The sequence below is a fragment of the Geodermatophilus sp. CPCC 205506 genome (genome assembly GCF_051383635.1).
Classification (GTDB): domain Bacteria; phylum Actinomycetota; class Actinomycetes; order Mycobacteriales; family Geodermatophilaceae; genus Geodermatophilus.
Map to the genome: position 1 here is coordinate 39,215 of NZ_JALPKP010000003.1, position 23,839 is coordinate 63,053.

The 23,839-nt window shown below is 73.8% G+C and carries 19 protein-coding genes; 6 read left to right on the forward strand and 13 right to left on the reverse strand.

Annotation, left to right across the window (positions count from 1 at the left end; translation table 11 throughout):
* Position 1 precedes the first annotated feature (1 nt).
* From MY520_RS02510 to MY520_RS02525, 4 genes are all read right to left on the reverse strand, one after another.
* Entirely contained in the window at positions 2-541 is a 540-nt protein-coding gene (locus tag MY520_RS02510; RefSeq protein ID WP_436689753.1) for a PaaI family thioesterase, read from the reverse strand.
* Positions 542-711: 170 nt separating this feature from the next.
* Positions 712-1,545, reverse strand: coding sequence for a succinate dehydrogenase/fumarate reductase iron-sulfur subunit (locus MY520_RS02515; protein ID WP_436689755.1), 834 nt, complete (start codon positions 1,543-1,545; stop codon positions 712-714).
* On the reverse strand, positions 1,542-3,488 hold the full coding sequence (locus tag MY520_RS02520) for a fumarate reductase/succinate dehydrogenase flavoprotein subunit (protein WP_436689757.1): 1,947 nt from the start codon (positions 3,486-3,488) through the stop codon (positions 1,542-1,544). Before MY520_RS02520 ends, MY520_RS02515 begins: the two co-directional genes overlap by 4 nt.
* Positions 3,489-3,499: 11 nt before the next feature.
* Complete coding sequence (locus tag MY520_RS02525; RefSeq protein WP_436689759.1) at positions 3,500-4,204, reverse strand: succinate dehydrogenase cytochrome b subunit; 705 nt, start codon at positions 4,202-4,204, stop codon at positions 3,500-3,502.
* Between the two features lie 179 nt (positions 4,205-4,383).
* Here MY520_RS02525 and MY520_RS02530 point away from each other — a divergent pair, with 179 nt between their 5' ends.
* From MY520_RS02530 to MY520_RS02540, 3 genes are read left to right on the forward strand one after another with little or no spacing between them, the layout of a single operon-like run.
* Positions 4,384-4,992 carry a molybdopterin-dependent oxidoreductase gene (locus tag MY520_RS02530; RefSeq protein WP_436689760.1) on the forward strand — a complete coding sequence of 203 codons (609 nt, stop codon included), beginning with the start codon at positions 4,384-4,386 and terminating at the stop codon, positions 4,990-4,992.
* On the forward strand, positions 4,985-5,707 hold the full coding sequence (locus MY520_RS02535; protein WP_436689762.1) for an FAD-binding oxidoreductase: 723 nt from the start codon (positions 4,985-4,987) through the stop codon (positions 5,705-5,707). Before MY520_RS02530 ends, MY520_RS02535 begins: the two co-directional genes overlap by 8 nt.
* Positions 5,708-5,738: 31 nt before the next feature.
* Positions 5,739-7,316, forward strand: coding sequence for a succinic semialdehyde dehydrogenase (locus MY520_RS02540; RefSeq protein WP_436689764.1), 1,578 nt, complete (start codon positions 5,739-5,741; stop codon positions 7,314-7,316).
* Positions 7,317-7,343: 27 nt separating this feature from the next.
* Here MY520_RS02540 and MY520_RS02545 read toward each other — a convergent pair whose 3' ends face one another.
* On the reverse strand, positions 7,344-8,825 hold the full coding sequence (locus MY520_RS02545) for a M1 family metallopeptidase (RefSeq protein ID WP_436689766.1): 1,482 nt from the start codon (positions 8,823-8,825) through the stop codon (positions 7,344-7,346).
* A 137-nt stretch (positions 8,826-8,962) separates the two neighbouring features.
* Positions 8,963-10,267 (reverse strand): BtrH N-terminal domain-containing protein, encoded by a 1,305-nt coding sequence (locus MY520_RS02550; protein ID WP_436689768.1) that lies wholly within the window; start codon positions 10,265-10,267, stop codon positions 8,963-8,965.
* Positions 10,268-10,533: 266 nt separating this feature from the next.
* Here MY520_RS02550 and MY520_RS02555 point away from each other — a divergent pair, with 266 nt between their 5' ends.
* Positions 10,534-11,049 carry an N-acetyltransferase family protein gene (locus MY520_RS02555; protein ID WP_436689769.1) on the forward strand — a complete coding sequence of 172 codons (516 nt, stop codon included), beginning with the start codon at positions 10,534-10,536 and terminating at the stop codon, positions 11,047-11,049.
* Here MY520_RS02555 and MY520_RS02560 read toward each other — a convergent pair whose 3' ends face one another.
* The gene (locus MY520_RS02560) at positions 11,050-11,748 is read right to left on the reverse strand and encodes a monooxygenase (protein ID WP_436689771.1); all 699 of its coding nucleotides are present in this window, start codon (positions 11,746-11,748) and stop codon (positions 11,050-11,052) included.
* Between the two features lie 236 nt (positions 11,749-11,984).
* Between MY520_RS02560 and MY520_RS02565 the strand changes: the two genes are divergently transcribed.
* Positions 11,985-15,101 (forward strand): ATP-binding protein, encoded by a 3,117-nt coding sequence (locus MY520_RS02565; RefSeq protein ID WP_436689773.1) that lies wholly within the window; start codon positions 11,985-11,987, stop codon positions 15,099-15,101.
* 154 nt (positions 15,102-15,255) lie between these two features.
* Complete coding sequence (locus tag MY520_RS02570) at positions 15,256-17,253, forward strand: AarF/UbiB family protein (protein WP_436690006.1); 1,998 nt, start codon at positions 15,256-15,258, stop codon at positions 17,251-17,253.
* A 39-nt stretch (positions 17,254-17,292) separates the two neighbouring features.
* On the opposite strand, the gene MY520_RS02575 is transcribed toward MY520_RS02570, so the two are convergent.
* From MY520_RS02575 to MY520_RS02600, 6 genes are all read right to left on the reverse strand, one after another.
* Complete coding sequence (locus MY520_RS02575) at positions 17,293-17,682, reverse strand: hypothetical protein (RefSeq protein ID WP_436689775.1); 390 nt, start codon at positions 17,680-17,682, stop codon at positions 17,293-17,295.
* Positions 17,683-17,787: 105 nt separating this feature from the next.
* On the reverse strand, positions 17,788-19,464 hold the full coding sequence (locus MY520_RS02580; RefSeq protein WP_436689777.1) for an MFS transporter: 1,677 nt from the start codon (positions 19,462-19,464) through the stop codon (positions 17,788-17,790).
* A 9-nt stretch (positions 19,465-19,473) separates the two neighbouring features.
* Entirely contained in the window at positions 19,474-20,187 is a 714-nt protein-coding gene (locus tag MY520_RS02585) for a Crp/Fnr family transcriptional regulator (protein ID WP_436689779.1), read from the reverse strand.
* Between the two features lie 468 nt (positions 20,188-20,655).
* Positions 20,656-21,969 (reverse strand): TldD/PmbA family protein, encoded by a 1,314-nt coding sequence (locus MY520_RS02590; protein WP_436689781.1) that lies wholly within the window; start codon positions 21,967-21,969, stop codon positions 20,656-20,658.
* Positions 21,966-23,441: a TldD/PmbA family protein gene (locus tag MY520_RS02595; RefSeq protein WP_436689783.1), complete on the reverse strand. Its 1,476-nt coding sequence runs from the start codon at positions 23,439-23,441 to the stop codon at positions 21,966-21,968. Before MY520_RS02595 ends, MY520_RS02590 begins: the two co-directional genes overlap by 4 nt.
* Positions 23,438-23,737, reverse strand: a complete 300-nt coding sequence (locus MY520_RS02600; protein ID WP_436689785.1) for a hypothetical protein — start codon at positions 23,735-23,737, stop codon at positions 23,438-23,440. Before MY520_RS02600 ends, MY520_RS02595 begins: the two co-directional genes overlap by 4 nt.
* Between the last annotated feature and the right edge of the window lie 102 nt (positions 23,738-23,839).

Genomic DNA, 23,839 nt, shown 5'->3' on the forward strand with positions numbered 1-23,839 from the left:
CTCAGCCCGGGATCGGGAACACCAGCAGGGAGCTGGACGCCGTCGCCACGGTCGTGCCCGCGGCGTCGCGCACCTCGCCCTCGGCGAAGGCGACCCGCCGGCCCGGCTTCACCACCGTGCCGATCGCGGTGAGCGGCCCGCTGCCGGCGTGCACCGCCCGCAGGTAGCTCACCTTGAGCTCGATCGAGGTGTACGCCAGCCCGCGGGGGAGCGTGGAGTGCACCGCGCAGCCGGCCACGGTGTCGAGCAGCGTGCAGACCAGCCCGCCGTGGACGACACCGATCGGGTTGTAGACCGACTCGTCGACCGCGCAGCTGAACTCCACCCTGCCCTCCTCGACCGCGATCAGGTCCATCTGCATCAGCGGCACGATCGGCGGGGGCGGGAGGACGCCGTCACGCAGCGCCTGCAGCGTCTCCAGCCCGGAGCGCTCCAGCCCGCCGGCGGCGGCGATCATCGGGTCGTACCAGGTCACGGTGCGGGAGCGGGGCTCGCCCCACTCGGCCGGCGCGGTCGGGACGTCGGTCTGCTCGGTCGTCACCCGGCTAGGTTCGCACACCGAACTCAGCAGCGTCCACCCGGGGGCCCTCGAGGGGCCGAAGTGGCCACCTCGGCCTCTCCGGGGTCCGCCGGAGACGCCGCGGGCGGGGACCCCGATGGGGATCCCCGCCCGCGGCCGGCCCTCCTGCGCGGGGCAGGAGGACCCCTTCGTCAGCTCTTCGGCCGGGCGCCGGCGCGGAGGGCGCCGAGCAGGTCGTGGTTGAGCCGGGAGATGGTCTCCATGGAGATGCCCTTCGGGCAGGCCGCCGAGCACTCGCCGATGTTCGTGCAGCCGCCGAAGCCCTCACGGTCCTGCTGGGCGACCATGTTGACCACGCGGTCGTTGCGCTCGGGCTGGCCCTGCGGCATCAGGCCGAGGTGGGTGACCTTCGCCGAGGTGAACAGCATCGACGACGCGTTCGGGCAGGCGGCCACGCACGCGCCGCAGCCGATGCAGGTCGCCGCGTCGAACGCCGCGTCGGAGTCGTTCTTCGGGACCAGGATCGAGTGGGCCTCCGGCGCGGTGCCGGTCGGGGCGCTGATGTAGCCGCCGGACTGGATGATCCGGTCGAAGGCGCTGCGGTCGACCGAGAGGTCCTTGATCACCGGGAAGGCCGAGGCACGCCACGGCTCGATGTCGATGACGTCGCCGTCCCGGAACTTGCGCATGTGCAGCTGGCACGTGGTCGTGGGCCCGTTGGAGATGCCCCGGCCGTGCGCAGTCCCGTTGATCATCAGGCCGCAGCTGCCGCAGATGCCCTCGCGGCAGTCGTGGTCGAAGACCACCGGCTCGTCGCCGGCGAGGATCAGCTGTTCGTTGAGGACGTCGAGCATCTCCAGGAACGACATGTCCGGCGAGATGTCGGCGACCTTGTAGGTCACCATCTTGCCCTTGACCGTCGGGCCCTTCTGCCGCCAGACCCGCAGGGTCAGGGTCATGCCCCGCTTCTCGCCGGGCGCACCCCCGCCGACGGTGCGGATGGCGCCCTCTTCCGTGACTGTCACTTGTAGCTCCGCTGGGCGAGGTGGACGTACTCGTACTCGAGGTCTTCGCGGTGCAGCACCGGGGGAGCGCCCTCGGGCGTCCACTCCCAGGCGGCGACGTAGGCGAAGTTCTCGTCGTCGCGCAGCGCCTCGCCCTCGGGGGTCTGGCTCTCCGCGCGGAAGTGCCCGCCGCAGCTCTCGTTGCGGTGCAGCGCGTCGACGCACATGAGCTCGGCGAGCTCGATGAAGTCGGCCACCCGGCCGGCGTGCTCCAGCGTCGGGTTCATCGACGTCCAGTCGCCGGAGACCTTGACGTTGGTCCAGAACTCCTGGCGGATCTCCGGGATGCGGTCCAGCGCCTTGCGCAGGCTCTCCTCGGAGCGCTCCATCCCGCAGAGGTCCCACATCAGCTTGCCGAGCTCGCGGTGGAAGGACGCCGGCGTGCGGTTGCCGTTGATGTCGAGCAACCGGCGGACCTGCTCCTGCACGCCGCGCAGCGCCTCGGCCGCCGCCGGGTGGCTGTCGTCGATCCGCTCGAACGGGGCGTCGGCGAGGTAGTCGGTGATCGTCGCCGGCAGGACGAAGTAGCCGTCGGCCAGGCCCTGCATGAGGGCGCTGGCGCCGAGCCGGTTGGCGCCGTGGTCGGAGAAGTTCGCCTCGCCGATGACGAACATGCCGGGGATCGTCGACTGCAGGTCGTAGTCGACCCACAGGCCGCCCATCGTGTAGTGCACCGCGGGGTAGATCCGCATGGGCGTCTCGTAGGGGTCCTCGCCCGTGATCTGGGCGTACATGTCGAACAGGTTCCCGTACTTGGCCTCGATCGCCGGGCGGCCGAGCCGCTGCATGGCGTCGGAGAAGTCCAGGTACACGCCGAGGCCGCCGGGCCCGACACCGCGGCCCTCGTCGCAGACGTTCTTCGCCTGGCGGGAGGCGATGTCGCGCGGCACGAGGTTGCCGAACGCGGGGTAGATGCGCTCGAGGTAGTAGTCGCGCTCGCCCTCGGGGATGTCGCGAGGGTTGCGGCTGTCACCGCGCTCCTTGGGCACCCACACGCGGCCGTCGTTGCGCAGCGACTCGCTCATCAGCGTGAGCTTGGACTGGTAGTCGCCCTTCACCGGGATGCACGTCGGGTGGATCTGCGTGTAGCAGGGGTTGGCGAAGTACGCGCCCTTCTTGTGGGCCCGCCAGATCGCCGTGGCGTTGGAGCCCTTGGCGTTGGTGGACAGGTAGAAGACGTTGCCGTACCCGCCGGTGGCCAGGACGACGGCGTCGGCCATGTGCGTGCTGACCTCGCCGTTGACCAGGTTGCGGGCGACGATGCCCCGGGCCCGGCCGTCGACGACGATCAGGTCGAGCATCTCGTGCCGGGCGTACTGCTCCACGCTGCCGGCCGCCATCTGCCGCTCCAGGGCCTGGTAGGCGCCGTAGAGCAGCTGCTGGCCGGTCTGGCCGCGGGCGTAGAAGGTGCGCGACACCTGCGCGCCACCGAAGGAGCGGTTGTCCAGCAGGCCGCCGTACTCGCGGGCGAACGGGACGCCCTGGGCCACGCACTGGTCGATGATGTTGACGCTGACCTCGGCGAGCCGGTGCACGTTGTTCTCGCGGGAGCGGAAGTCGCCGCCCTTGACCGTGTCGTAGAACAGCCGGTGCACGCTGTCGCCGTCGTTGCGGTAGTTCTTCGCGGCGTTGATCCCGCCCTGGGCGGCGACGCTGTGCGCCCGGCGCGGGCTGTCCTGGTACCAGAACGACTTGACCTTGTAGCCGGCCTCGCCGAGCGTCGCGGCAGCAGCGCCGCCGGCCAGGCCGGTGCCGACGACGATGACCGTCATCTTCCGGCGGTTGGCCGGGTTGACCAGGCGGCCACGGAAGCGGCGGGTGCTCCACCGCTCGCCGATCGGCACGTCCATCGGCGCCTTGGTGTCGGCGATCGGGTCGCCGACGGTGAACAGATCGAGGGGCATCGCGGAGCTCCTTAGTCGATGAGCCCAGAGAGGACGGAGAAGGGCACGAGCAGGAAGCCGCCGATCAGGACCACCGAGAAGCCCAGGGCGAAGAGGCTGACGGTGCGCTCCCGGCGCTTGTTGCTCTGCCCCAGCGTCTGCGTGGCGCTCCAGATGCCGTGGCGCAGGTGCATGCCGAGCAGGATGAGCGAGATCGCGTACGCGATGACGACGATCGGGTTGTTGAACCCGGCGACCAGGCGGTCGTACGGCGTGCTGCCGGTGCCGTCGGGGTTCGCCACACCCAGGGTGAGGTCGAGGATGTGGTAGATGATGAACGCCAGGACGATCACGCCGCCCCAGCGCATGGTGCGCGACGCGTAGCTCTGCGCCACCGCCTTCTTCGTGACGTAGCCCTCGGGGCGGGCCCGCTTGGCCTGGCGCCAGAGCAGCACGGCCGACACGATGTGCGCGATCACCGCGACCAGCAGCACCACGCGGATGATCCACAGCGTGGTCTGCGCCGGGACGGCGGGCTCTCCGATGGTCCGGATCCACTCGGAGTAGTGGTTGAAGGACTCGCGGCCGGCGAAGGCCTTGAGGTTCCCGATCATGTGGGCGATCAGGTAGAGCACCAGGATGATGCCGCTGACCGCCATCACCGCCTTCTTGAAGACCGAACTGGTCTTGGCGGCCTTGGGCGTCCTGCGCTGGCCCGACTGCGTTCCCGTCACCACGGCGCCAACGCTAGGTCGTTGCCGTCTTGACGGCCAAGTTAACGCGTGGTGACACAGCTCTCGTAAGGCTGCCCTAACCGCTGGGAGCCGCTAGGGTGCGCTCGGCCGCCGCTGCGGCGCACCGGGCAGCGCCTCCTCCTGGGAGGTCGCGGCCCACCCCGGAGGGCGAGGAGGAGTCCGTGCCCGGACCCACCCGCGGCTTCCTGAGCCGCCGACGTGACCGCGATCCCCGGCTCCCGCCGGGGCAGTACGACGCCGGCCGGGACTGGCCGGTCCTCACCGCCGAGCCGACGCCGCGGATCGCCCCGGAGACGTGGAGCATCACCGTCGACGGGCGGGTCGCGACGCCGACGACGTGGACCTGGGACGAGGCCCACCGGCTGCCCGGGTCGGAGTACCGCGGGGCCATCCACTGCGTCACGACGTGGTCGAAGTTCGACACCTGGTTCGCCGGCGTCAGCGTCGACACGCTGCTCGAGGCGGCCCGGCCCACGCCCGAGGCGCACTTCGTCATCGCGACGTCGAAGACCGGGTACACGACCAACCTGCCGCTCGAGGACGTCACCGGCGGGAAGGCGTGGGTCGTGTGGGAGTACGACGGCGGGCCGCTGCCGATCGAGCACGGCGGGCCGGTGCGGCTGCTCGTCCCGCACCTCTACTTCTGGAAGAGCGCCAAGTGGGTCACCCGGCTGACCCTGGTGCAGCGGGACCAGCCCGGCTTCTGGGAGCAGAACGGCTACCACGACCGCGGTGACCCCTGGCGCGAGCAGCGCTACCAGGGTGACTGAGCGCCTCGGGGCCGGGCTGCCCGGCGCGCCCAGCGGGGGCTGGCGGACCGCGACGGTGGTGGCGGTCGACCACCCCCTCCCGCGGTCGGTCCGGCTGCGGCTCGACGTCGCCGACCGCATCGGGCACATGGCCGGCCAGCACTACGTCGTCCGGTTGACCGCGCCCGACGGCTACACCGCCCAGCGGTCCTACTCGGTGGCCTCGGCGCCGGGGGACCCCCTCGTCGAGCTCTTCGTCGAGCGGCTGGAGGACGGCGAGGTCTCCACGTACCTGGCCGACGTCGTCGAGCCCGGTGACGAGCTGGAGGTCCGCGGGCCGATCGGCGGCTGGTTCGTGTGGGACGGCGAGAGCCCGGCGCTGTTGGTCGGCGGCGGCACCGGGGTGGTGCCGTTCGTCGCCATGCTGCGGTCGGCGCGGGAGCTCGGGCGCACCGGGCTGCTGCGGACCGCCGTCTCCACGCGCACCCTCAGCGGGCTGCCCTACGCCGACGAGCTGCTCGCCTCCGGAGCCCTGGTCGTGACCACGCGGGAGGCGCACGGCATCCGGCCCGCCGGACGGCTCACCGACGCCGACCTCGTGCCGCTGTGGGAGCCGGGCCAGACCGCCTACGTGTGCGGATCGGCGTCCTTCGCCGAGGCGGCCAGCCAGCTGCTGGTCGGCATGGGGGTGCCGGCCCCCCACATCCGCGTCGAGCGCTTCGGCCCCAGCGGCTGACCCGCACGCCGCGCGAGCGAGGGGAGCCGCCATGACCGCCGACGCCACCGACCGGGCACCGGCCGCCGCACGGCTGGGCGCGGAGACCGCGCCACGGCTCGCGGCGCTGGTCACCGCCGCTCCGGGCCGGCCCCGGCAGACCTCCGCCTGCCCGTTCGACGGGTCCCCGGTCGGTGAGGTGCCGACGTGCACCGCCGAGGACGTGCGGACCGCGCAGCACCGTGCGCGGGCGGCGCAGCGGGACTGGGCCGGGCGCCCGCTCGCGGAGCGCCGCCGCGTCGTGCTGCGCTTCGGCGACCTGGTCGTGCGGCACCGCGAGCGGCTGATGGACGTGCTCCAGGTCGAGACCGGGAAGGCCCGCATCAGCGCCTTCGAGGAGGTCGCCGACGTCGCGATGACCGCGCGGTACACCGCCCGGGCCGCGGCCGCGCACCTGCGGCCGAGCCGCCGGCGCGGGGCCGTGCCCGGGCTCACCCGCCCGGTCGTGCACCACCGCCCGAAGGGGCTGGTCGGGGTGATCAGCCCCTGGGACACCCCGATGACCCTGGCGGTCTCCGACGCCCTCCCCGCCCTCGTCGCGGGCAACGGCGTGGTGCTGAAGCCGGACGCCCAGACGCCGTTCTCGGCACTGGCCGTGGTGGAGCTGCTGTACGAGGCCGGCCTGCCCCGCGAGCTGTTCCCGGTGGTCACCGGGCGCGGCACGGTCCTGGGCCCGCCGCTGATCGACGGTGTCGACCACCTCACGTTCACCGGCTCGACCGCCACCGGGCGCACCGTCGCCGAGCGGTGCGCCCGCCGGCTGATCGGGTGCTCCGCGGAGCTGGGCGGGAAGAACCCGATGCTCGTGCTGGCCGACGCCGACCTCGGCCGCGCGGTCGAGGGCGCGGTGCGCGGCTGCTTCTCGAACGCCGGCCAGCTGTGCATGCACGTCGAGCGGATCTACGTGGAGGACGCCGTCCACGACCGGTTCGTCCCCGCGCTGGCCGACCGGGTCCGGCGGATCCGGCTCGGCCCCGGGTTCGGCTGGGACGTCGAGATGGGGTCGCTGGCCAACCGGCAGCAGTTCGACGTCGTGACCCGGCACGTGGAGGACGCCGTCGCGCGCGGCGCCCGGGTGCTGGCCGGGGGCCGGGCGCGCCCCGACCTCGGCCCGCTGTTCCACGAGCCGACCCTGGTCGAGGGCGTCACCGGCGACATGCTGCTCGCCCGCGAGGAGACCTTCGGACCGGTGGCCGGCGTGACCCGGGTGCGGGACGCCGCCGAGGCGGTCGCGCGGGCCAACGAGAGCTCGTACGGCCTCAACGCCAGCGTGTGGTCGACACCGCGGCGGGGTGCGGCGGTCGCCGCCGCCCTGCGCGCGGGGACGGTGAACGTCAACGAGGGCTACGCCGCCGCGTGGGCGTCGCACGACGCCCCCATGGGCGGCATGGGGGACTCCGGCCTGGGGCGCCGGCACGGCCGCGAGGGCACCCTCGCCTACACCGAGGCGCAGACGGTCGCCGTGCAGCGCGGCCTGCCGCTCGGGCCGCTGCCCGGGATGCCGCTGGACCGCTACGCGCGGGTCATGACCCTCGCGCTGCGGGCGCTCCGGCGGGTGCCGACGGCCTGACCGCCGGCGGCACCCACCGCGGAGTCGTCAGCCGAGCGCCGGCCGCTCGGGGGTGAACAGCCACGCCTGGAAGAGGTCGTCCAGGTCGCGTCCGGCGAGCTCCTCGGCCAGGGCGGTGAACTCGTCCGTGGTGACCGCCTCACCGGCGCGGGAGGTGGCCCACTCCTCCAGGATCTGGAAGAAGGCGGTGTCGCCGACGACCTGCCGCAGCGTGTGCAGGGCCATCGCACCGCGGAAGTACACGGCGATGTCGAAGATCCCATCGGGCCCTGGGTCGCCGATGGCGACCTGCCAGAACTCCGGCGGCGCACCCGTGTAGATGGCGTCGAACTGCTCCTGGGCGGTGGCCACACCCTCCTGCTCCAGCCACAGCCACTCCGCGTAGGTCGCGAAGCCCTCGTTGAGCCAGATGTGCTGCCAGGCGGCCAGGCGGACCGAGTCGCCGTACCACTGGTGGGCGAGCTCGTGCACGACGACCGTGTCGGCGAGCACCGGGTCGGCGAAGAAGCCCGGGGCGTAGACCGGCCGGGTCTGGTTCTCCAGGGCGAAGCGCAGCTCCGGGACGGCGTCGACGATGCCCCCGGAGGTGCTGAAGGGGTACGGGCCGAACACCCCGGACAGGAACCCGATGATCTCGGGCTGCCGCGCCAACGCCGCCCGGACCTGGTCGACGACCGACACCGGCTCCGGCGCCGGCGGCGGAGGAGCCGCTGGGTCCTCGGGTGGCGGCAGGAACGGGACGGCGGTGGTGTCGAGGTCGATGGCGTCCCAGAACCGGATGCCGTCGGCCTCGTACTCGCTGACCTCAAACTCGCCCACGGCCAGCGTCGTCAGGTAGGGGGCCATCGGCTCCTCGGCCTCCCAGGCCCAGGTCGTCCACCCGTCCTCCGTCGCGGCGTCCTCGAGCGCGCCGTTGGAGATGCCCTCCAGCCCCTCGGGCACGGCGATCGCGACGTCCACCGTGGCGGCGTCGAGCGGGTGGTCGTTGGCCGGGAACCACGTCGCCGCGACGTCGGGCTCACCGATGACCAGGGCGCCGTCGTCGGTGTGGATGAAGCCCGACGGCCCGATCAGGGGGGCCTGGATGGTGGCCGGGACGCCGGAGTACGTGACGACGACCTCGAAGGCGTGCTCCTCGCGGAGCGGGCGCTCGGGGGTGATGGTGAGCTCGCCCTCGGCCCGGGTGTAGGTGGCCGGCCGCCCGTCGACCGTGAGCTCCGAGATGTCCAGGCCGACGAAGTCGAGGTTGAAGGCCGACAGCGACTGGGTGGCCTCCGCCTCGATGGTCGTCGTCCCGGAGAGGACGTCGGTCCCCGGGTCGTAGCGCAGGTCGAGGTCGTAGTGCTCGACGTCGTACCCGCCGTTGCCGTCGAGCGGGAAGTAGGGGTCACCGATCCCGGGAGCGCCGGGGGACGGCGACCCGCCCTCTTCCTCCTGGGCGCTCGCGGTGGCCGGGACGAGCCCGACCAGGACCGTCGTCGCCATCAGCACTGCAGGCCTGTGGGTCATCGGACCCTCCTGAGAGTGTGCGCCGTCGTCCCCGCGCCGGGACACCGTGATGCTGGGCCCCGGCGCGGGTTGCTGCACGACGGCATCTCGGATCAGGAGCGTTTCGTCACCCTCGGCGGGTACGACGTCGCCCGCCGCTACGCCCCGGCCACCTGCCGCAGGGCGGCGCAGGCCTCCCGCTCGACGTCGAGCACGTCCGCGGCCAGCTCCCCGATGCGGTCCAGGCGGTCCAGCCGGTCGGCCTCGGACACGTCGTACGCGGTGGCGAACGCGGCTGCCTGCCGCGCCAGCTCCTGCAGCTCGGCGGTTGCCGCGCTGCCGCGGTCGAGCAGCAACTCCACCCGGCGCTCGGCCAGCTCCCGGTAGGGCGCCATGGGACCGTCCACCGCCGCGTCGGCGATCCGCGTCCACAGGTCGCCGGCGCGGCGGTAGAGGACGGCGCACTCGGCGGCGGCCGGAGCGTCCAGGACGCCGGCGGCCGCGTCGAGGCAGTCGGCGTAGAGCGGCCGCACCGCACCCGGCGAGGAGTGGTCGGTCGTCAGGCAGTCGTGCAACCGGCGCATCGCCGTCGCGAACGCCGGACCGCTGTCGAACAGCCGGGCCCAGCCGGTCTTCGTGCGCCGGTCGGCCACCGCGCCGGCCCACTTCGCCAGGCCGCGCAGGCCGAAGTTGCCGGCGAAGTTGTTCGGCATGACGTCCTCGGTGAGGTCGTGGGCCGTTCCGGCGAGGGCGGCCCGGATCGCCGGAGCCAGCGCGACGGGGGCTGCGGCCGGCTCCACCACGACCATGCGCTGCCGGCTCTGCCGGTGCGCGGCGCGGGCGGCGGCGAACACGTCCTCGGCGACCGCGTTCGGCTCCAGGCAGTCGTCGTCGAGCAGCACCGTGCCGTCCCGGCGCCCGAGGACGGCCACGTCGTAGGGGGTGGCGCCCTCGAGGTCGTCGGCCCAGGCCTGGTAGGGGACGCTGCCCCGGTCGAGCGTGCACACCGGAGTGCGGCCGGCGGCCAGCGCGGCGTCGAGCTCCCGGGCCGCCTTGGCGGCGCTGGTCGTCTCGACCACGCGGTGCCCGACGCCGGCGCGCTCCAGGGCACCGCGGACGAACGGCCGCGGGTGGGTGCGCGGCACGATCGTCATCGTCGGCAGCCAGCCGGCGTAGGCGAACGTGAAGTACATGAAGCCGATCCCGCCGGCGAGACCGGCGACGACGGCCTCCTCCAGCGGTTCGCCGTCGGTGTCCGCAGTGACGCCCGCCGCCGCCAGGACGTGCGCGAGCAGCGCGCTGTCGTGGTGCCGGCCGCCGCCCACGGCCGGGTAGCCGGCGGGCAGGTCGGGCCGGTCCTCGCCGGCGGCCGCGGTGAGGTTGCGGTGCGCGGTCGTGTAGTGCTCGCCGGTGCGGGCCATGCGGGCGCGGACGGCGGCCTTCAGGTGCTTCTGGCGGGTCATCGTGAGCTCCTCGGCGGCAGAGGTCCGACCGACCCCACGCGTCGCCGGACCCGGCCGCAGCGGAGAGGGCTCGACTGCTGCAGGTCGCGTTCCCCGAGGACACCGATCCCCTCTGCCCTCGCACGGCCGGAGGCGTGGGCAACCGGTCAGAGGGTCCGGCGTGGGGCACGCCGCAGGCGGACGGTACCGGACGCCGGGAACCGCCCGGAAGGCGCGACGGACCGCCCGCGTCGGGGGCCCGCGGCGGCACCCGGAGAATCGGCGGCATGCGCACCGACGTCTCGCCGATCGTCACCGTCGACGAGGAGCTCCGGTCGGAGCTGCTGGCCTGCTGGATCGACGTCAGCAACGCCGGGGGAGCGGTCGGGTTCGTCGCCCCGGTGACGGCGGACGACGTCGTGCCGGTGCTCGACGCGATGGTCGAGCGGGTGAACCAGGGGCGCGACGTGCTGGTCCTGCTCCGCGTGGACGACGAGGTGGCCGGGTTCGCCGTCCTGTCGCTGTCCCTGTCCCCCCTGCGCACGCACTGGGCCAGCGTCTTCCGGGTGCAGGTGCACCCCAGCCGGCAGGGGCAGGGCCTGGGCACGGTGCTGATGTCCGGCGTGCACGACATCGCGCGTGCCCGCGGCATGGAGTTCCTCCACCTGACCGTGCGCGGCGGCACCGGCATCGAGCGCTTCTACGCCGGCTTCGGCTACCGGGAGTTCGGCCGCATGCCCGGCGCGATCCGGGTCGCGCCAGGGGACGACCGCGAGGAGATCCACCTGACCTGCCGGCTGTAGTCAGCCCAGAGGATCGCGCCCGCCGACGGTGCCCGCGGCCGAGAGCAGCGCCAGCCGGGCGAACAGCTCCTCGGCGTACCAGCCCTCCTGCGCCGTGCGGGTGACCACCGCCGCGTGCGGCGCGCGGTCGTAGGCGAAGGAGTTCAGCGCCGCGGCGGAGTCCCAGACGCTGAAGGTGCCCTGCAGGCCGATCGGCGCCTCGCCGATGCCGAGGGCGAACCGCAGGCCGGGGCTGGCGTGCAGGTCGGCCGAGACCGGCGGGACGGCGCGCCAGAACGCCAGCGCCTTGCGCGGGACCAGCCGGGCGCGGGTCACCGCGGCGACCGGCCCGTCCCAGCGCTGCGGCCAGGGCCGCCCGAACGGCTCCTCCCTCGACCAGCGGCCGCGGGCGGCCAACGGGCGCAGCCGGGCGGCCCACTGCTCGTCGGCGATCCTCCGCCACCGGCGCAGCACGTCGCCGCCCTCGAAGGCGTCCGCCGCGGGGGCGTCGTCCCAGACCGCGAGGAGCGCCCAGCGGCGGGGGTCGGCGTCCCGCACGGTGAAGGTGCGGCCGCTGCCGGTGCCGAGCAGCTTGGCGAACCGCAGCCCGGGGGTGCGGCGCAGCGCCCGCCGGTCCGCGGCCATCCGGACCAGCGCGGCCGGCACCGCGCGGCCCGGCACACCCCAGACGTGCAGCGTCGCCACCCGTCGAGACGTCACGACCGTGGATCCTCCCCTCCGGACACCCGGGCAGCACGACGGGCGGGGCTCACGCGATGGGCGCGGTGCCGCTGGAGCGGCGCGACGTCGGACCGCCTGGGCTCGATACCGCCACCGACGACCGAGCCGGACGGGTTCGTCGGGCCTATCGTCCCCCCATGCCGACCTGCGGGGCATGCGGTGAGGACCTTCCTCCGCGCTTCCGCTTCTGTGGTGCCTGCGGCACGCCCGTGGCCGTGGAAGCAGCTCCGCAGCGCGAGATCCGCAAGACGGTGACGGTCCTCTTCTGCGACGTCGTCGACTCGACACGGCTGGGCGCCCGACTCGATCCCGAGTCGCTGCGGCAGGTCATGAGCCGCTACTTCGAGGTGGCCCGGGCGGCGCTGCAGCGGCACGGCGGGACGGTCGAGAAGTTCATCGGTGACGCGGTCATGGGTGTGTTCGGCGTTCCCACGGTGCACGAGGACGACGCGTTGCGTGCCGTCCGGGCCGCGGCGGACCTCCGGGACGCGATGCGGGGCCTCAACGACGAGCTGGCCGGCCAGTGGGGCGTGGAACTGACGCTCCGGATGGGTCTCAACACCGGTCAGGTCATCGCCGGTGACCCGGCCGGCGGCCAGACACTGGTGACCGGTGACGCGGTCAACGTCGCCGCGCGGTTCGAGCAGGCCGCGGGCCCGTCGGAGATCCTCATCGGGCCGGTCACGTGGACGCTCGTCCGCGACGCCGTGGTCGCCGAGCCGGTCGCCGGGCTCGTGCTCAAGGGGAAGGACGACGTCAGCCAGGCCTACCGGCTGGTGTCGGTGACCCCGAACGTGCTCGGCCGTGCTCGACGGACCGACACCCCGATGGTGGGGCGCGAGCGTGAGCGCCGCCTGCTGGACCAGGCCTTCGAGCGGTCGGTCGCCGAGAGCGGCTGTCACCTGTTCACCGTCCTGGGGCCGGCAGGAGTGGGGAAGTCGCGACTGGTGCACGACTTCCTGGCCGACGTCCGCGCGACGGCGACCGTGGTCAGGGGGCGGTGCCTGGACTACGGAGAGGGGATCACCTTCTGGCCGATCGTGGAGATCGCGCGGGAGGCGGCCGGCGCCGAGGAGACCGACGACGTCGAGCGGCTGCGCGCCCGCCTGACCGAGCTCATGGCCGGCGATCAGCACGGTGAGCTCGTCGCCGACCGGCTGGCCGCGCTCGCGGGCACCGATGAGGTCGCCAACCGGGCGGAGGAGGTGCCGTGGGCCGTCCGCAAGTTCCTCGAGAACCTGGCCCGCCACCGGCCGCTCGTCGTCGTCCTCGACGACCTGCACTGGGCCGAGCCGACGTTGCTGGACCTCGTCGAGCACGTGGCGGACTGGAGCCGCGAGGCGCCGATCCTCCTGCTGTGCATCGCCCGCCCGGAGCTGCTCGACGAGAGGCCGGGCTGGGCCGGTGGGAAGCTGAACGCCACCTCCATCCTGCTGGAGCCGCTGAGCCCCGTGGAGTCCGCGACGCTGGTCGCGAACCTGCTCGGGCAGATCGCCGACGGGGAGGCGGTCCGGACCCGCATCGCGGCCGCGGCGGAGGGCAACCCGCTGTTCGTCGAGGAACTGGTCGCGATGCTCGTCGAGGACGGCCTTCTCGTTCGCGAGGGGAACCGGTGGGTCGCCACGGCCGATCTCGGCACGACCCCGATCCCACCGACGATCTCGGCACTGCTGGCCGCGCGGCTCGACCGGCTCGCCGTCCAGGAGCGGTCGGTGGTCGAGCGCGCCAGCGTCGTGGGCAAGGTCTTCTACCGCACCGCGGTCGCCGAGTTGTCGCCGTCGGAGGTGCGGCCCGACGTGGCGAACAGCCTCATGGCACTGGTGCGCAAGGAACTGATCCGACCGGACCGGTCCGGGTTCCTCGGCGACGACGCGTTCCGCTTCCGGCACCTGCTCATCCGGGATGCGGCGTACGAGGCGATGCCCCGTCGGGAACGGGCCGAACTGCACGAGCGCCTGGCCGACTGGCTGTACGACGCCGCCGCCGGCAAGCTGGCCCAGTTCGAGGAGATCCTGGGCCACCATCTCGAGCAGGCCTACCGGCAGCGGGCCGGCATCGGCATGGCGGACGAGCACGTCATCGGGCTCGCGAGGCGCGCTTCCCGCCACCTGGCCGCCGCCGGCCGCCGTGCATCCGCACTGTTCGACGTCCCGGCGTCGCTCGGCCTGCTGCGCCGCGCCTGGGAGGTGGCTCCGGAGGAGGACCGAGCGGCCATCGCCGCCGACCTGGTGTCGGTGCTGGTGGATGCGGGACGGCTGGACGAGGCCCGCGAGGTGCTGGACGGGACCGAGGCGCCCGCAGCGAGCCCGGGCGCCGTCTCGCTGCGTGTGGCCGGGCTGGAGCTGGAGTGCACCACCAGGGGTCGGGGTCTGATCGACCTGGAGGCGGAACTCGAGTCCCTCCTCCCCGTGCTCGAGCGGGAGCCGGTCGGCCCGGCGCTGGTCCGGGGGTTGCACCTCCTGGCCCGGCTGCACTGGGAACAGGGGCACGTCCGGCGGGCGGACGAGCTGACCCAGCGGGCGCTCGACGGCGCGCGCGGGGTCGGGGACATGCGGCGCGCCAGCCACGCGCTCACCCAACTGGCCTATTGCAGTCTGATCGGGCCGACACCCGTCGACGAGGCCATCGACAGGTGCCAGACCTACCTGGTCGAGGCGGGGGAGGACCGGCGCCTGCGGGCATCGCTGCTGCAGACCGTCGCCGGCCTGCGCGCGCTGCGCGGCGAGTTCGAGGAGTCGCGGCGCCTGGCGGCCGAGTGCACCGCGGTCTTCGAGGACCTCGGACTCGAACTGGCCGCGGGCCAGGCAGCCATGGAGTTCGCCATCCGGGAGTTGCTGGCCGGCGACCCGCTCGCCGCAGAGGCCGTGGCGCGACGGGGCTTCGAGACGCTGCAGCAGATGGGCGAGAAGTCGTTCCTGTGCAACTGCGCCGCGGTGCTGGCCCAGGCGTTGTCGTTGCAAGGGCTGCACCACGAGGCCGGCCGGTTCGCGGCCATCAGCGCGGAGGTCACGGACGACGACGATGTGGCCGGGCAGGTGCAGTGGCGGATGGCCAGGGCCCGGGTGGCATCCGCGCTGGGGCGATCGAGCGAGGCGGTGTTCCTCGCCGAGTCGGCGCTCGAGCGGCTGGCGGGGACCGAGTTCGACTTCTTGCACGGCGATGCCCTCTTCGACCTCGCGCAGGTCTACCGCCAAGCCGGACGACATCCGGACGCGGTCCGGGCCGCGCGGGCGGCCCTGGAGGTGTTCGAGCGCAAGGGCGTCGCCGCCGTGACCCCGTACGTCGTCGCGTTCCTCGACGAGTTGTCCGACGAGCAGCTCAGTGGGGTCTAGAGCCGTGCCCCGGCCCGGACCCGGCGTCGTGTCAGGCAGACTGCGTGCCGCCGGTGCCCAGGTGGGTCGGGGGCTGCGGCTACCACTGGTCTTGGGGGGCCGGGCGCCGGGGCTGGCCCGTGCCGCGCTCACGGACGGTGACCGGTTGCCCGCCATGGTCCGAGATCTGCTCGTCGCACTGGGCCCCGCCTACGTCAAGGTCGGTCAGGTGCTCAGCACCCGCGTGGACGCACTGCCGGCGCGGTGGGTCGCCGAACTCGCCGTCCTGCGCGACCGGATGGCCCCCGAACCGGCTGCTGCTGTCACCGCCGTGCTGTCGAGGGCCTTCCCTGACGGTCTGGCCCGGGTCTTCTCCGAGTTCTCCCAGGTGCCGGTGGCAGCCGGGACGGTGGCCCAGGTCCACCGGGCGCGCCTGGTCACGGGCGAAGTCGTCGCGGTCAAGATCCTCCGGCCTCGTGCCGAGGACCGGCTGCGGGCGGACTTCACGGTGCTCCTGGCGCTGGCCGGCGCCGCGGAACGGTTGAGCACGGCCGCACGGGTGCTGAACCTCCGCGGGCTGGTCGTCGAGTTGCGCGACCTGCTGCTCTCGCAGACCGACCTGACCCGGGAGGCGCGCAACCACCGGCGTTTCGCCCGCGAGTTCGCCGACGACGACACGATCCGCATCCCCCGGGTCTTCGGTGCGCTGAGTTCACCGGAGGTGCTGGTCACCGAGTTCGTCGAGGGGATCGACCCCTACGACATCGGACGGGTCGCCTGCGATGCCGGCACCCTGGCGCGGCGGGTCGACGACCTCGTCGACCGCATGATCTTCGTCTCCGGCCTCTGCCACGCGGACCTGCACCCGGGGAACTTCTTCTGGACCGCCGCCGGCCGGATCGTGCTGGTCGACCTGGGACTGGTGCACGACGTCTCCGAGGAGGAGCGGCAGCACCTGCTCGCGTTCTACTCCGCCGTCCTCGACGGCTTCGACGAGTTCGCGGCGGCATACGTCCTCCGGCACCTCACCCGCCTCGCCGGCGAGCCGGTCGAGGAGTCGGACGTTCCCGCCGCGGCCTTCGAGGCCGTCGGCCGGCTGGTGCGGAAGCACTGGATCGACTCCGCGGGCCGGCCGAGTTTCTCCGCGATGTTCGTCGACCTCCTCGGCGTCCTCGGGCAGCACCGGCTGCAACTGAGGCACCACTACAGCAGGCTCTTCCTGACCCTCGTCACGGTCGAGGGGTACCTGTTCTCCCTCGACCCGACGTTCGACACGCTGGAGAACGCGCGACGCAAGCGGGTCGAGCAGGCGGAGTACGTGAGCATCCCCCCGGCGGCCGACGCGCTGGTCCTGCAGGGCTTCGCCACCTACTCGACAGCCCTGTTCGGCGACGGCGCAGACCCGCGGCAGGCGTGGGCCGACCGCGACCGACTCGTGCTCGACGCACTCGGCGTCGGGCCGGGCACGTCCTTCCTGGACGTCGGGTGCGGCCGTGGACAGTTGCTCGTCGCAGCCGAGCACCGCGGCGCCAAGGCGCTCGGCGTCACGATCAGCCGGACCGAGCACGAGGTCTGCACCGCCCGGGGACTGGACGTGGTGCTCAGCAGCTGGGAGGACGCCGACCGCCACCTCGCCGGCCGTGCCGGCGTGTTCGACGCCATGGCCGCCATCGAGATGGACGGCCACCTGGGAACGCTGCACGAGAACCGGGTCGGCCTGTTCGACCTTCGGCTGGAGCGCTTCTTCGCCTGGGCTCAGGCCCACCTGCGGACCGACGGGAAGCTCTTCGTCCAGACGCTCAGCGTTCCCGAGCAGCTGCTGCACGACCCCGCGGAGGCCGCCGAGTTCGAACGGCTGACCGGTGCACTGCCGTGGTTCGGGTTCAGCACGCTGCCGCAGATGATCCGGTGCTCGGACCGGTACTTCGCGGTCGAGCAGGTGCTCGACCACTCCGGCGACCTGCTGCCGACCCACGCGTTCTGGCGGGACAACGTCAACCGGCAGCTGCCGGACCTGCGTCGGATCGCGAGTGACGAGACGATCGTCCTGGTCCGGCGGCAGCTGGACACGCTGATCGGCTTGGCGGAGTCCGGGCGGCTGTCGCTGTACCGGATCCTCCTGCGGGCACGGAACGCGCCGGACCGGACGACCGCGAGTCACCGGCCAGGGTGACGAGCGGCCGGTGCCTGTTCGACTCCGGCCGCCCGGCCCTCAGGTCCCGTCCTCGGTCTTCTTCTTCGATCCGAGTGCGCCGCTCAGGTGGCCGGCGACGTCGTCGTCCTCGCGGGCCTTCGGGTCGGTCGGCCGGTAGCGGCCCCGGATGACGTGGCCCTGGGTGTCGTCGGTCTCGTCGCGCTCGGCGTCGGCGCCCCACCGTGGTGCGTGGCCGTGGGTGTCGTCGGTCTCGTCCCGTTCGGCGTCGGCCCCCCACCTGCCGGCGTGGCCGTGGGTGTCGTCGGTCTCGTCCCGTTCCGAGTCCGCTCCCCACCTGCCGAGGTGGCCCTGCGTGTCGTCGGTCTCGTCGCGTTCGGCATCGGCGCGCGCCTTGTAGAGGTGGCCCTCGGTGTCGTCAGGGTCGAAGACGGGCTGCTGCGGGTTCATCGGTTCCTCCTCGGGGTGCGGACTTGCTGGTACTGCGAGTCTTCGACCGCCGGCGGCACCGGACTGTCGAGCCGGCGACTCCGCAGCTGTCGGCTGCGCGACACGTCAGGCTCTCCCCGGGGTGCGGGCCAGCCGGGTGCTGATGCCGGTGGTCAACGTCGGGGACAGGGTGGGTGCTCCGGTCACCGCCTCCAGGAACAGCTCACCGGGGATGCGCCACAGCAGGGCCTCGGTCGCCGCCGTGACGGTGGCGGTGCGCGGCACCCGCTCGACCAGACCGATCTCGCCGAGGTAGTCGGGCGCCGTCATCTCGTTGATCCGGCGCACGGTCACGCCGTCGTCGTGGTCGACCACCAGGTCGCCGTCCACGAGTACGAAGAGGTCCTCGGCCGGCTCCCCCTGCCGAAGGACGACGGTGCCCCCGGGCAGCCGCTCCTGACGGACCGCGGCGGCCAGCCGCTCGATCGCCGCGGGACCGGCTCCCTCGAACAGCCGCAGTGTCTGCAGGACGGCGACCCGCGGCTCCAGCGCGTGCCGCCCGCGCTCCGTCGCGGCGTCGAACCCGCGCAGCAGCGACAGCGAGGCGGCCGCGATCAGCACCGGTGTCAGTCCCGCGACGGCCAGCGTGGCCGGGAGCCCCAGCCCGTCGACCAGGGCCGGGGCGACGAGGGTCCCGAGGGCCGTGCCGACCGCGGAGAGGGAGAGGACCAGACCGGACACCCGACCCAGGACGTCCCTCAGCACGGTGCGCTGCATCGTCGTCTCGATGAGGATGTCGAGCGCCACGATGGCCACCCCCTCGACGACGAGGACGAGGTAGGCCACTGCCGGCGCCCTGACCAATGCCAGCGCCGCCAGGGGCACCCCGGTGAGCAGGACGAGGATGGCGATGGTCAGCCTCGGGCGGCGTGCCCGCGCGAACCGGGGGCTGAGGGTCGCCCCCAGGATCCCGCCGACGCCGGAGGCGGCGAGCAGCCAGCCCAGGCCCTGGGAGCCGGTCCCGAGCAGCTCGCTGCTGACCAGGACGAGGACGACGAGCTCGACGCCGTACACGAGCGTCCCGGCCACCAGGCAGCCGACGAGGACGAGGACCACCCGATCTCCGACCAGGGCCCCGACGCCTTCCCGCAGTTCACCGAGGACACTCCCGTGCGCGGACGGCGTGGTGCGCCGGGATCGGGTGCGGATGGCCAGCAGCAGCAGGGCCGAGATCCCGAAGGTCGCCGCGTTGATCCCCAGGGCGATCGCCGGCTGGCCGAACAGGAGGAGCAGCGCGCCACCCGCGGGTCCGGCGACGAAGGCGACCTCGTCGACCGTGCTCATCAGCGCGTTGGCCGCCGCGAGCTCGTCCTCCGGGACGACGGTGGTCACCATGGCCGATGCCGCCGCGTGGTACAGCGTGGCCGCCGACGCGGCGACCGCGGAGAGGACCACCACGAGCGGGACGGGCCCGGACATCGCCGCGGTCACCGTCAGGCCCGTCATCACCGCCAGCTGGACGACGTCCCCGGCGGCCATCACCGTGCGGCGTTCGTAGCGGTCGGCGATCACGCCGGCGATCGGGGACAGCAGCGTGTAGGGGACGAACCGGCTCAGCGCCGCCGCCGACACCCACGCGGCGGACCCGGTCTGCGCGAACACGTACGCGACCAGCGCGACGATGTAGAGGAAGTCGCCGAGCTTGGACGTGGTGAACGACAGCAGCAGCAACCGGTAGTCGCGCCGCCCGAGCACCTGGCGCCGCGGGCTGCTGCGCGTGACGGCTGCCCGCTCGGTGACCATCGGCGTCCCTCAGCCGACGAACCGGTGCAGCGCGTCGACGTCGTGCAGCCGGATCTCCTGGGAACCCACGGTGACCCACCCTCGGCGCTGGAAACCCTGCAGCGCCGCGTTGAGGCTCTGCCGGGAGGCCCCGACCCGGTCGGCCATCTCCGCCTGGGTGAGCCGGGTTCGGACGACGACGGCGTCGCCGTCTGCCCGCGGGAGCGACAGCAGCAGCTTGGCGACCCGCCGCGGGATGTCGAGGAACACCAGGTCGGCGGCGTGCCCGGTCAGCCGCCGCACGGTGGAGGCGAGCGAGTCGAGCAGCGCCCGGGTGAGCGCCGGCGAGCGCTCCGCGGCCGAGAGGACCGCCTCGCGTGGGATGCGAAGCACGGTGGCGTCGGTCAGGGCCGCGATGGTCGCCGACCGCGCACCGCCGTCGGCCACGGTCAGCTCACCGACCGTCTCCCCCGGCTCCACGACGGCCAACAGCAACTCCTCGCCGTGCGGCGAGCTGCTCACCGCCTTGAGGCTGCCCTCGACTACGACGAGGAGAGAGTCCCCGGGGTCCCCCTCGTAGACGAGCAGCTGCCCCCGCCGGTAGCGCCGAGCCGTGGCGACGGTGGCCAGGCGCTGGAGGTCGGCCTCGGGGACGCCGGCGAACAGCCGGCACCGGGAGAGCGCCCGGGCCCGTCCCTGCTCGTCCACCATGCCCCCGCCCCACGACGATGTGATCTGAGTCATGAACGGCCCGGTGAGCATGACTGCCCTCGCCCCCGCTGGGAAGGCCGGGCGGGACGTTCCCGGCTCGTATCGCGTCCTGCCCCAGCGCCTCAGCGGTCGCGTGGAGCGTCGCCCTGACGTGCTTCCACGGCTGCGAGGCGCCGGTCCAGCTCCTTGACCGCCTCGATGAGCGGTGCGACCAGGCCCGCGTAGCCGACCTGCTTGCGGCCCTGCTCATCGGTGGTGACGAGCGCGGGGAATGGCCCTGCGTGTCGTCGCCGCCGGATCCGGGGGCCGTCTCCTGCAGCGTGGTGAGGGCACTGCTGAGCTGTGCGACGGCCTGCTCGAGGCCGCTCGCGTCGTGGGTGCCGGTCGTCTCGGATTCCCTCTCTCTCGTGGGTGGTGGCACGAGCCTGTCCCGGACGACATCCCCCGGCTGTCGGGGTGTGCGACAGCCCCGCGGTCGGATGCGCGACGCCGCGCGCCGGCTCACCGCAGTCCCCGAGGCAGGAGGACGGTCGGCGCTCGGACGGGGGCGCCGGTGACGACGCGGGCGTTCGCGCCCACGCCGCCGACCTGGGACCACAACTCCCCGAGCGTCGTGGACCAGGGCAGGACGGGGAGCCGTCCCGCGGGCTGCCCGTCCTGCACGAGGTGGCCGACGAGGCCGACGTCCACCCGTCCGGTCACCGGCCGGATGCCGCTGCCCTCGCCGGTCAGCTGCCGGACGTGCACCGCCTCGTCCGCCGTCACCACGCCGGACGGCGCGAGCCGGAGCGTCGTCGGGGCGACGACGGGCAGCGACCGGTGACTGCCCCGGCGCGCGTTGCCGGTCGACCGCTGACCCGGGGGTGCGGTCGCCGAGGTGTGCAGCGCCCCGACGAGGCGGCCGGCCTGCAGCAGCGGCGTCAGCTGCCGGGGCACCCCCTCGTCGTCGACGGGCGCCGCGAGGGGGGACGCCGGGTGGAGCCCGTCGTCCACCAGGGTGACGCCGGGTGCGGCGACCTCCTGGCCGAGCCCGCCGGAGAACGGTCCGCGCCCGTCGAGCGCCGGGCCGGTGAGAGCCCGGCCGAGCGCGGCCAGCAGGGGGGCGGTGACCTCGGGGGCGAGCAGGACCGGCCATCCGGGGGGCAGCGCCCGGTGCGGACCGAGCAGGTCAGTCGCGGAGCGGACGGCGTCCTGGGCGACCGACGCCGTATCGCACCCGCTGTCCGTGCCCCACCACTCCGCGTACCCGCTGGCGGTTCCGTGGGCGTCCTCGCCGACGACGGCGAGATCCACCTCGACGGACCGTCGGGAGTACCCGGTCCGCACCCCGCGCGACGAGGCGACGGTGACCTCCACGCACTCCTCGCGCCAGGAGGCGGTGTCGACCGTCCGCACCCGCGGGTCGAGGGTCGGCGCGCGGCGGGCGAGCTCGATGGCGAGGGAGATGCCGTGCCTCAACCCCGTGCCCTCCGCCGACGACGAGGACGGTGCCGGTGGCAGCGGCGCGGGGTCCGGCAGCCGGTTCGCCGGGGACGGCGTGGACAGCGCCGCTGCCGCGCGAGCCGACCCCAGCGTGGCCGCCAGCCCCGCCGCGCCGAGGTCGGTGGTCGACGCGTAGCCCATGCGGTCGCCGGTGACCAGCCGCAGCCCCACCCCCTGGCTCTCCGACCGGCCGACCCGACGCAGCCGGCCCCCGGCGCCGGCCTCGACCCGCGTCACGAGCCGGTGCAGTCCGTACACCTCGACGTCCTCGTGGCCCTGGCAGCGGGCGAGCAGCGCGTCGACCGCTCCCGCGATGTCCGGTGCGTCGGTCACGAGGCCACCCCCGTCACGACGAGGCCGTCGATGCGCAGCGTCGGGCTGCCGTAGGACACCGGCACCCACTGACCGTCGTTGCCGCACAGCGCCTGGGTGAACACGAGGTCGTCGGCCACGGCCGAGATGCCCGCGAGCGCGGCGGGTCCCTTGCCCAGGAGGGTCACTCCGGACAGCGGCATGGTGAGCGCCCCCCGTTCGACCAGGTGGGCCTCGCTGGCGGTGAACGAGAAGTCGCCCGTCGCGATGTCGACCTCCCCGCCGGACAGCCGCGACACGTACACGCCGTGGGCGACGTCACCGAGCAGATCGGCCGGGTCGGCGGGGCCCGGGCGCAGGTGGGTGTTGCTCATCCGGCACAGCGGGGCCGACGCGGCGGACTCGCGGCGGCCGTTTGCCGTGCGCGGCCGGCCGAGCTCGTCAGCGGTCGAGCGGTCGGTCATCGCGGCCGCCTGCACCCCGGAGTCGATGAGCACCGTCGGGGCGGCCGGCGCCCCCTCGTCGTCGACCCGGTAGGAGCCGAACCCGCCGGGCAGGGTCGGGTCGTCGACCAGGGTGACGTGCGGGTCGGCCAGTTCCCGGCCCTGCGTGCCGGCGTAGATCGAGGTGCCCCGTGCCACCCCGTCGGCCTCGAGGCCGTGCCCGCAGGCCTCGTGCACCAGCAGGCCTCCGCCGCCGGGCCCCAGGACGACCGGCATGGGGCCGGCCGGTGCCGGCCCGGCGTCGAGCATGCGCAGTGCCCGGCCGGCGGCCTCGGCGCCGATCCCCTCCGGCGGGCGATCGTCGAACAGCTCCAGGCCGCCGCCGTGACCGGGGCCCTCGAAGCCGGTGGCCGTGCGGCCCGACCGCCGAGCCACGACGCGGCAGGTCATCCGCGTCCGCACGCGGGTGTCCCGGGCGAGCAGCCCGTCGCTGGTCGCGACGAGGACGTGCTGCACCACCTCGACGAGGGTCACCGTCACGGAGCGGACGGCGGCGCCCGCTCCGTGCGCCGCGTCCGCCGCCCGCCGGAGCAGGTCGGCCCGGACGGCCGTGTCCACGTCGGCCCTGTCCACGTCGGCCGGGGGCCGGCCGACGGCCGGTGCGGTCGTCCGGTCGAGCGGACGGACGGCGACCCGGGAGCCTGTTCCGTCCCGGACGGCGGCTGCCGCCTCCGCCGCCCGGAGCAGGGACGGCCGGGTGAGGAGCGTGGTCGAGGCGGAGCCGCGGGGTCCGCGCCCCCCGACGCGGACCCCCGCCCCGACGTCCCGGTCGCTGCGGAACTCGAGCTCCCCGTCGTCGAGCCGCGCGGTGGAGCTGGTGCGGTGCTCGGCGAACACCTCGCTCCACGTGCCGCCGCGGACCAGTGCGGCGGTGAGCGCGGCGGTGACGTCCCCGGGGTCGAGGAGATCCCGGAGGGGGTCGATCGGCCCGTTCGGCTCGCCGCCCGCCTCGACCGCGCCGTCCACGTCGGGGCGGCGGGCTCCGGTCACGGCTTTTTGTAGCCCTGGGGTGCCTCGGGCGGGTCGGTCTCGGCGTCGGCCCGAGCGAAGTGGCGGCGGTGGCCTTCGACGTCGTCGGTCTCGTCGGATTCGGCGTCGGCGTGCCGGAAGTTGCGGCGGTGGCCTTCGACGTCGTCGGTCTCGTCGGTCTCGGCGTCGGCTCGCTTGAAGGGCATGTGGCCCTCGACGTCGGGGGTCTCGTCGGTCTCGGCGTCGGCCCTGTACCGGAGGGGCATGTGGCCCTCGACGTCGGCGGGCTCGGGGACGGGGCGGTCGGTCTCGGTCATGACGTCCTCCTGTGGTGGTTGCTGCGGTGCAGCACTACCGTCCCGGCGCGGCGGCGGGCAGCCTGTCCGCCGTCGGACGTCGGAGTTGTCGGATTCCGGACA

Bases quoted from the DNA above. Each gene is read 5' to 3' on its own strand.
- MY520_RS02520 (WP_436689757.1), bottom strand. From the start codon at position 3,488: ATGCCCCTCGATCTGTTCACCGTCGGCGACCCGATCGCCGACACCAAG.
- MY520_RS02540 (WP_436689764.1), top strand. From the start codon at position 5,739: ATGACCGCCGACGCCACCGACCGGGCACCGGCCGCCGCACGGCTGGGC.
- MY520_RS02545 (WP_436689766.1), bottom strand. From the start codon at position 8,825: ATGACCCACAGGCCTGCAGTGCTGATGGCGACGACGGTCCTGGTCGGG.
- MY520_RS02550 (WP_436689768.1), bottom strand. From the start codon at position 10,267: ATGACCCGCCAGAAGCACCTGAAGGCCGCCGTCCGCGCCCGCATGGCC.
- MY520_RS02555 (WP_436689769.1), top strand. From the start codon at position 10,534: ATGCGCACCGACGTCTCGCCGATCGTCACCGTCGACGAGGAGCTCCGG.
- MY520_RS02570 (WP_436690006.1), top strand. From the start codon at position 15,256: ATGGTCCGAGATCTGCTCGTCGCACTGGGCCCCGCCTACGTCAAGGTC.
- MY520_RS02575 (WP_436689775.1), bottom strand. From the start codon at position 17,682: ATGAACCCGCAGCAGCCCGTCTTCGACCCTGACGACACCGAGGGCCAC.
- MY520_RS02580 (WP_436689777.1), bottom strand. From the start codon at position 19,464: ATGGTCACCGAGCGGGCAGCCGTCACGCGCAGCAGCCCGCGGCGCCAG.
- MY520_RS02585 (WP_436689779.1), bottom strand. From the start codon at position 20,187: ATGACTCAGATCACATCGTCGTGGGGCGGGGGCATGGTGGACGAGCAG.
- MY520_RS02600 (WP_436689785.1), bottom strand. From the start codon at position 23,737: ATGACCGAGACCGACCGCCCCGTCCCCGAGCCCGCCGACGTCGAGGGC.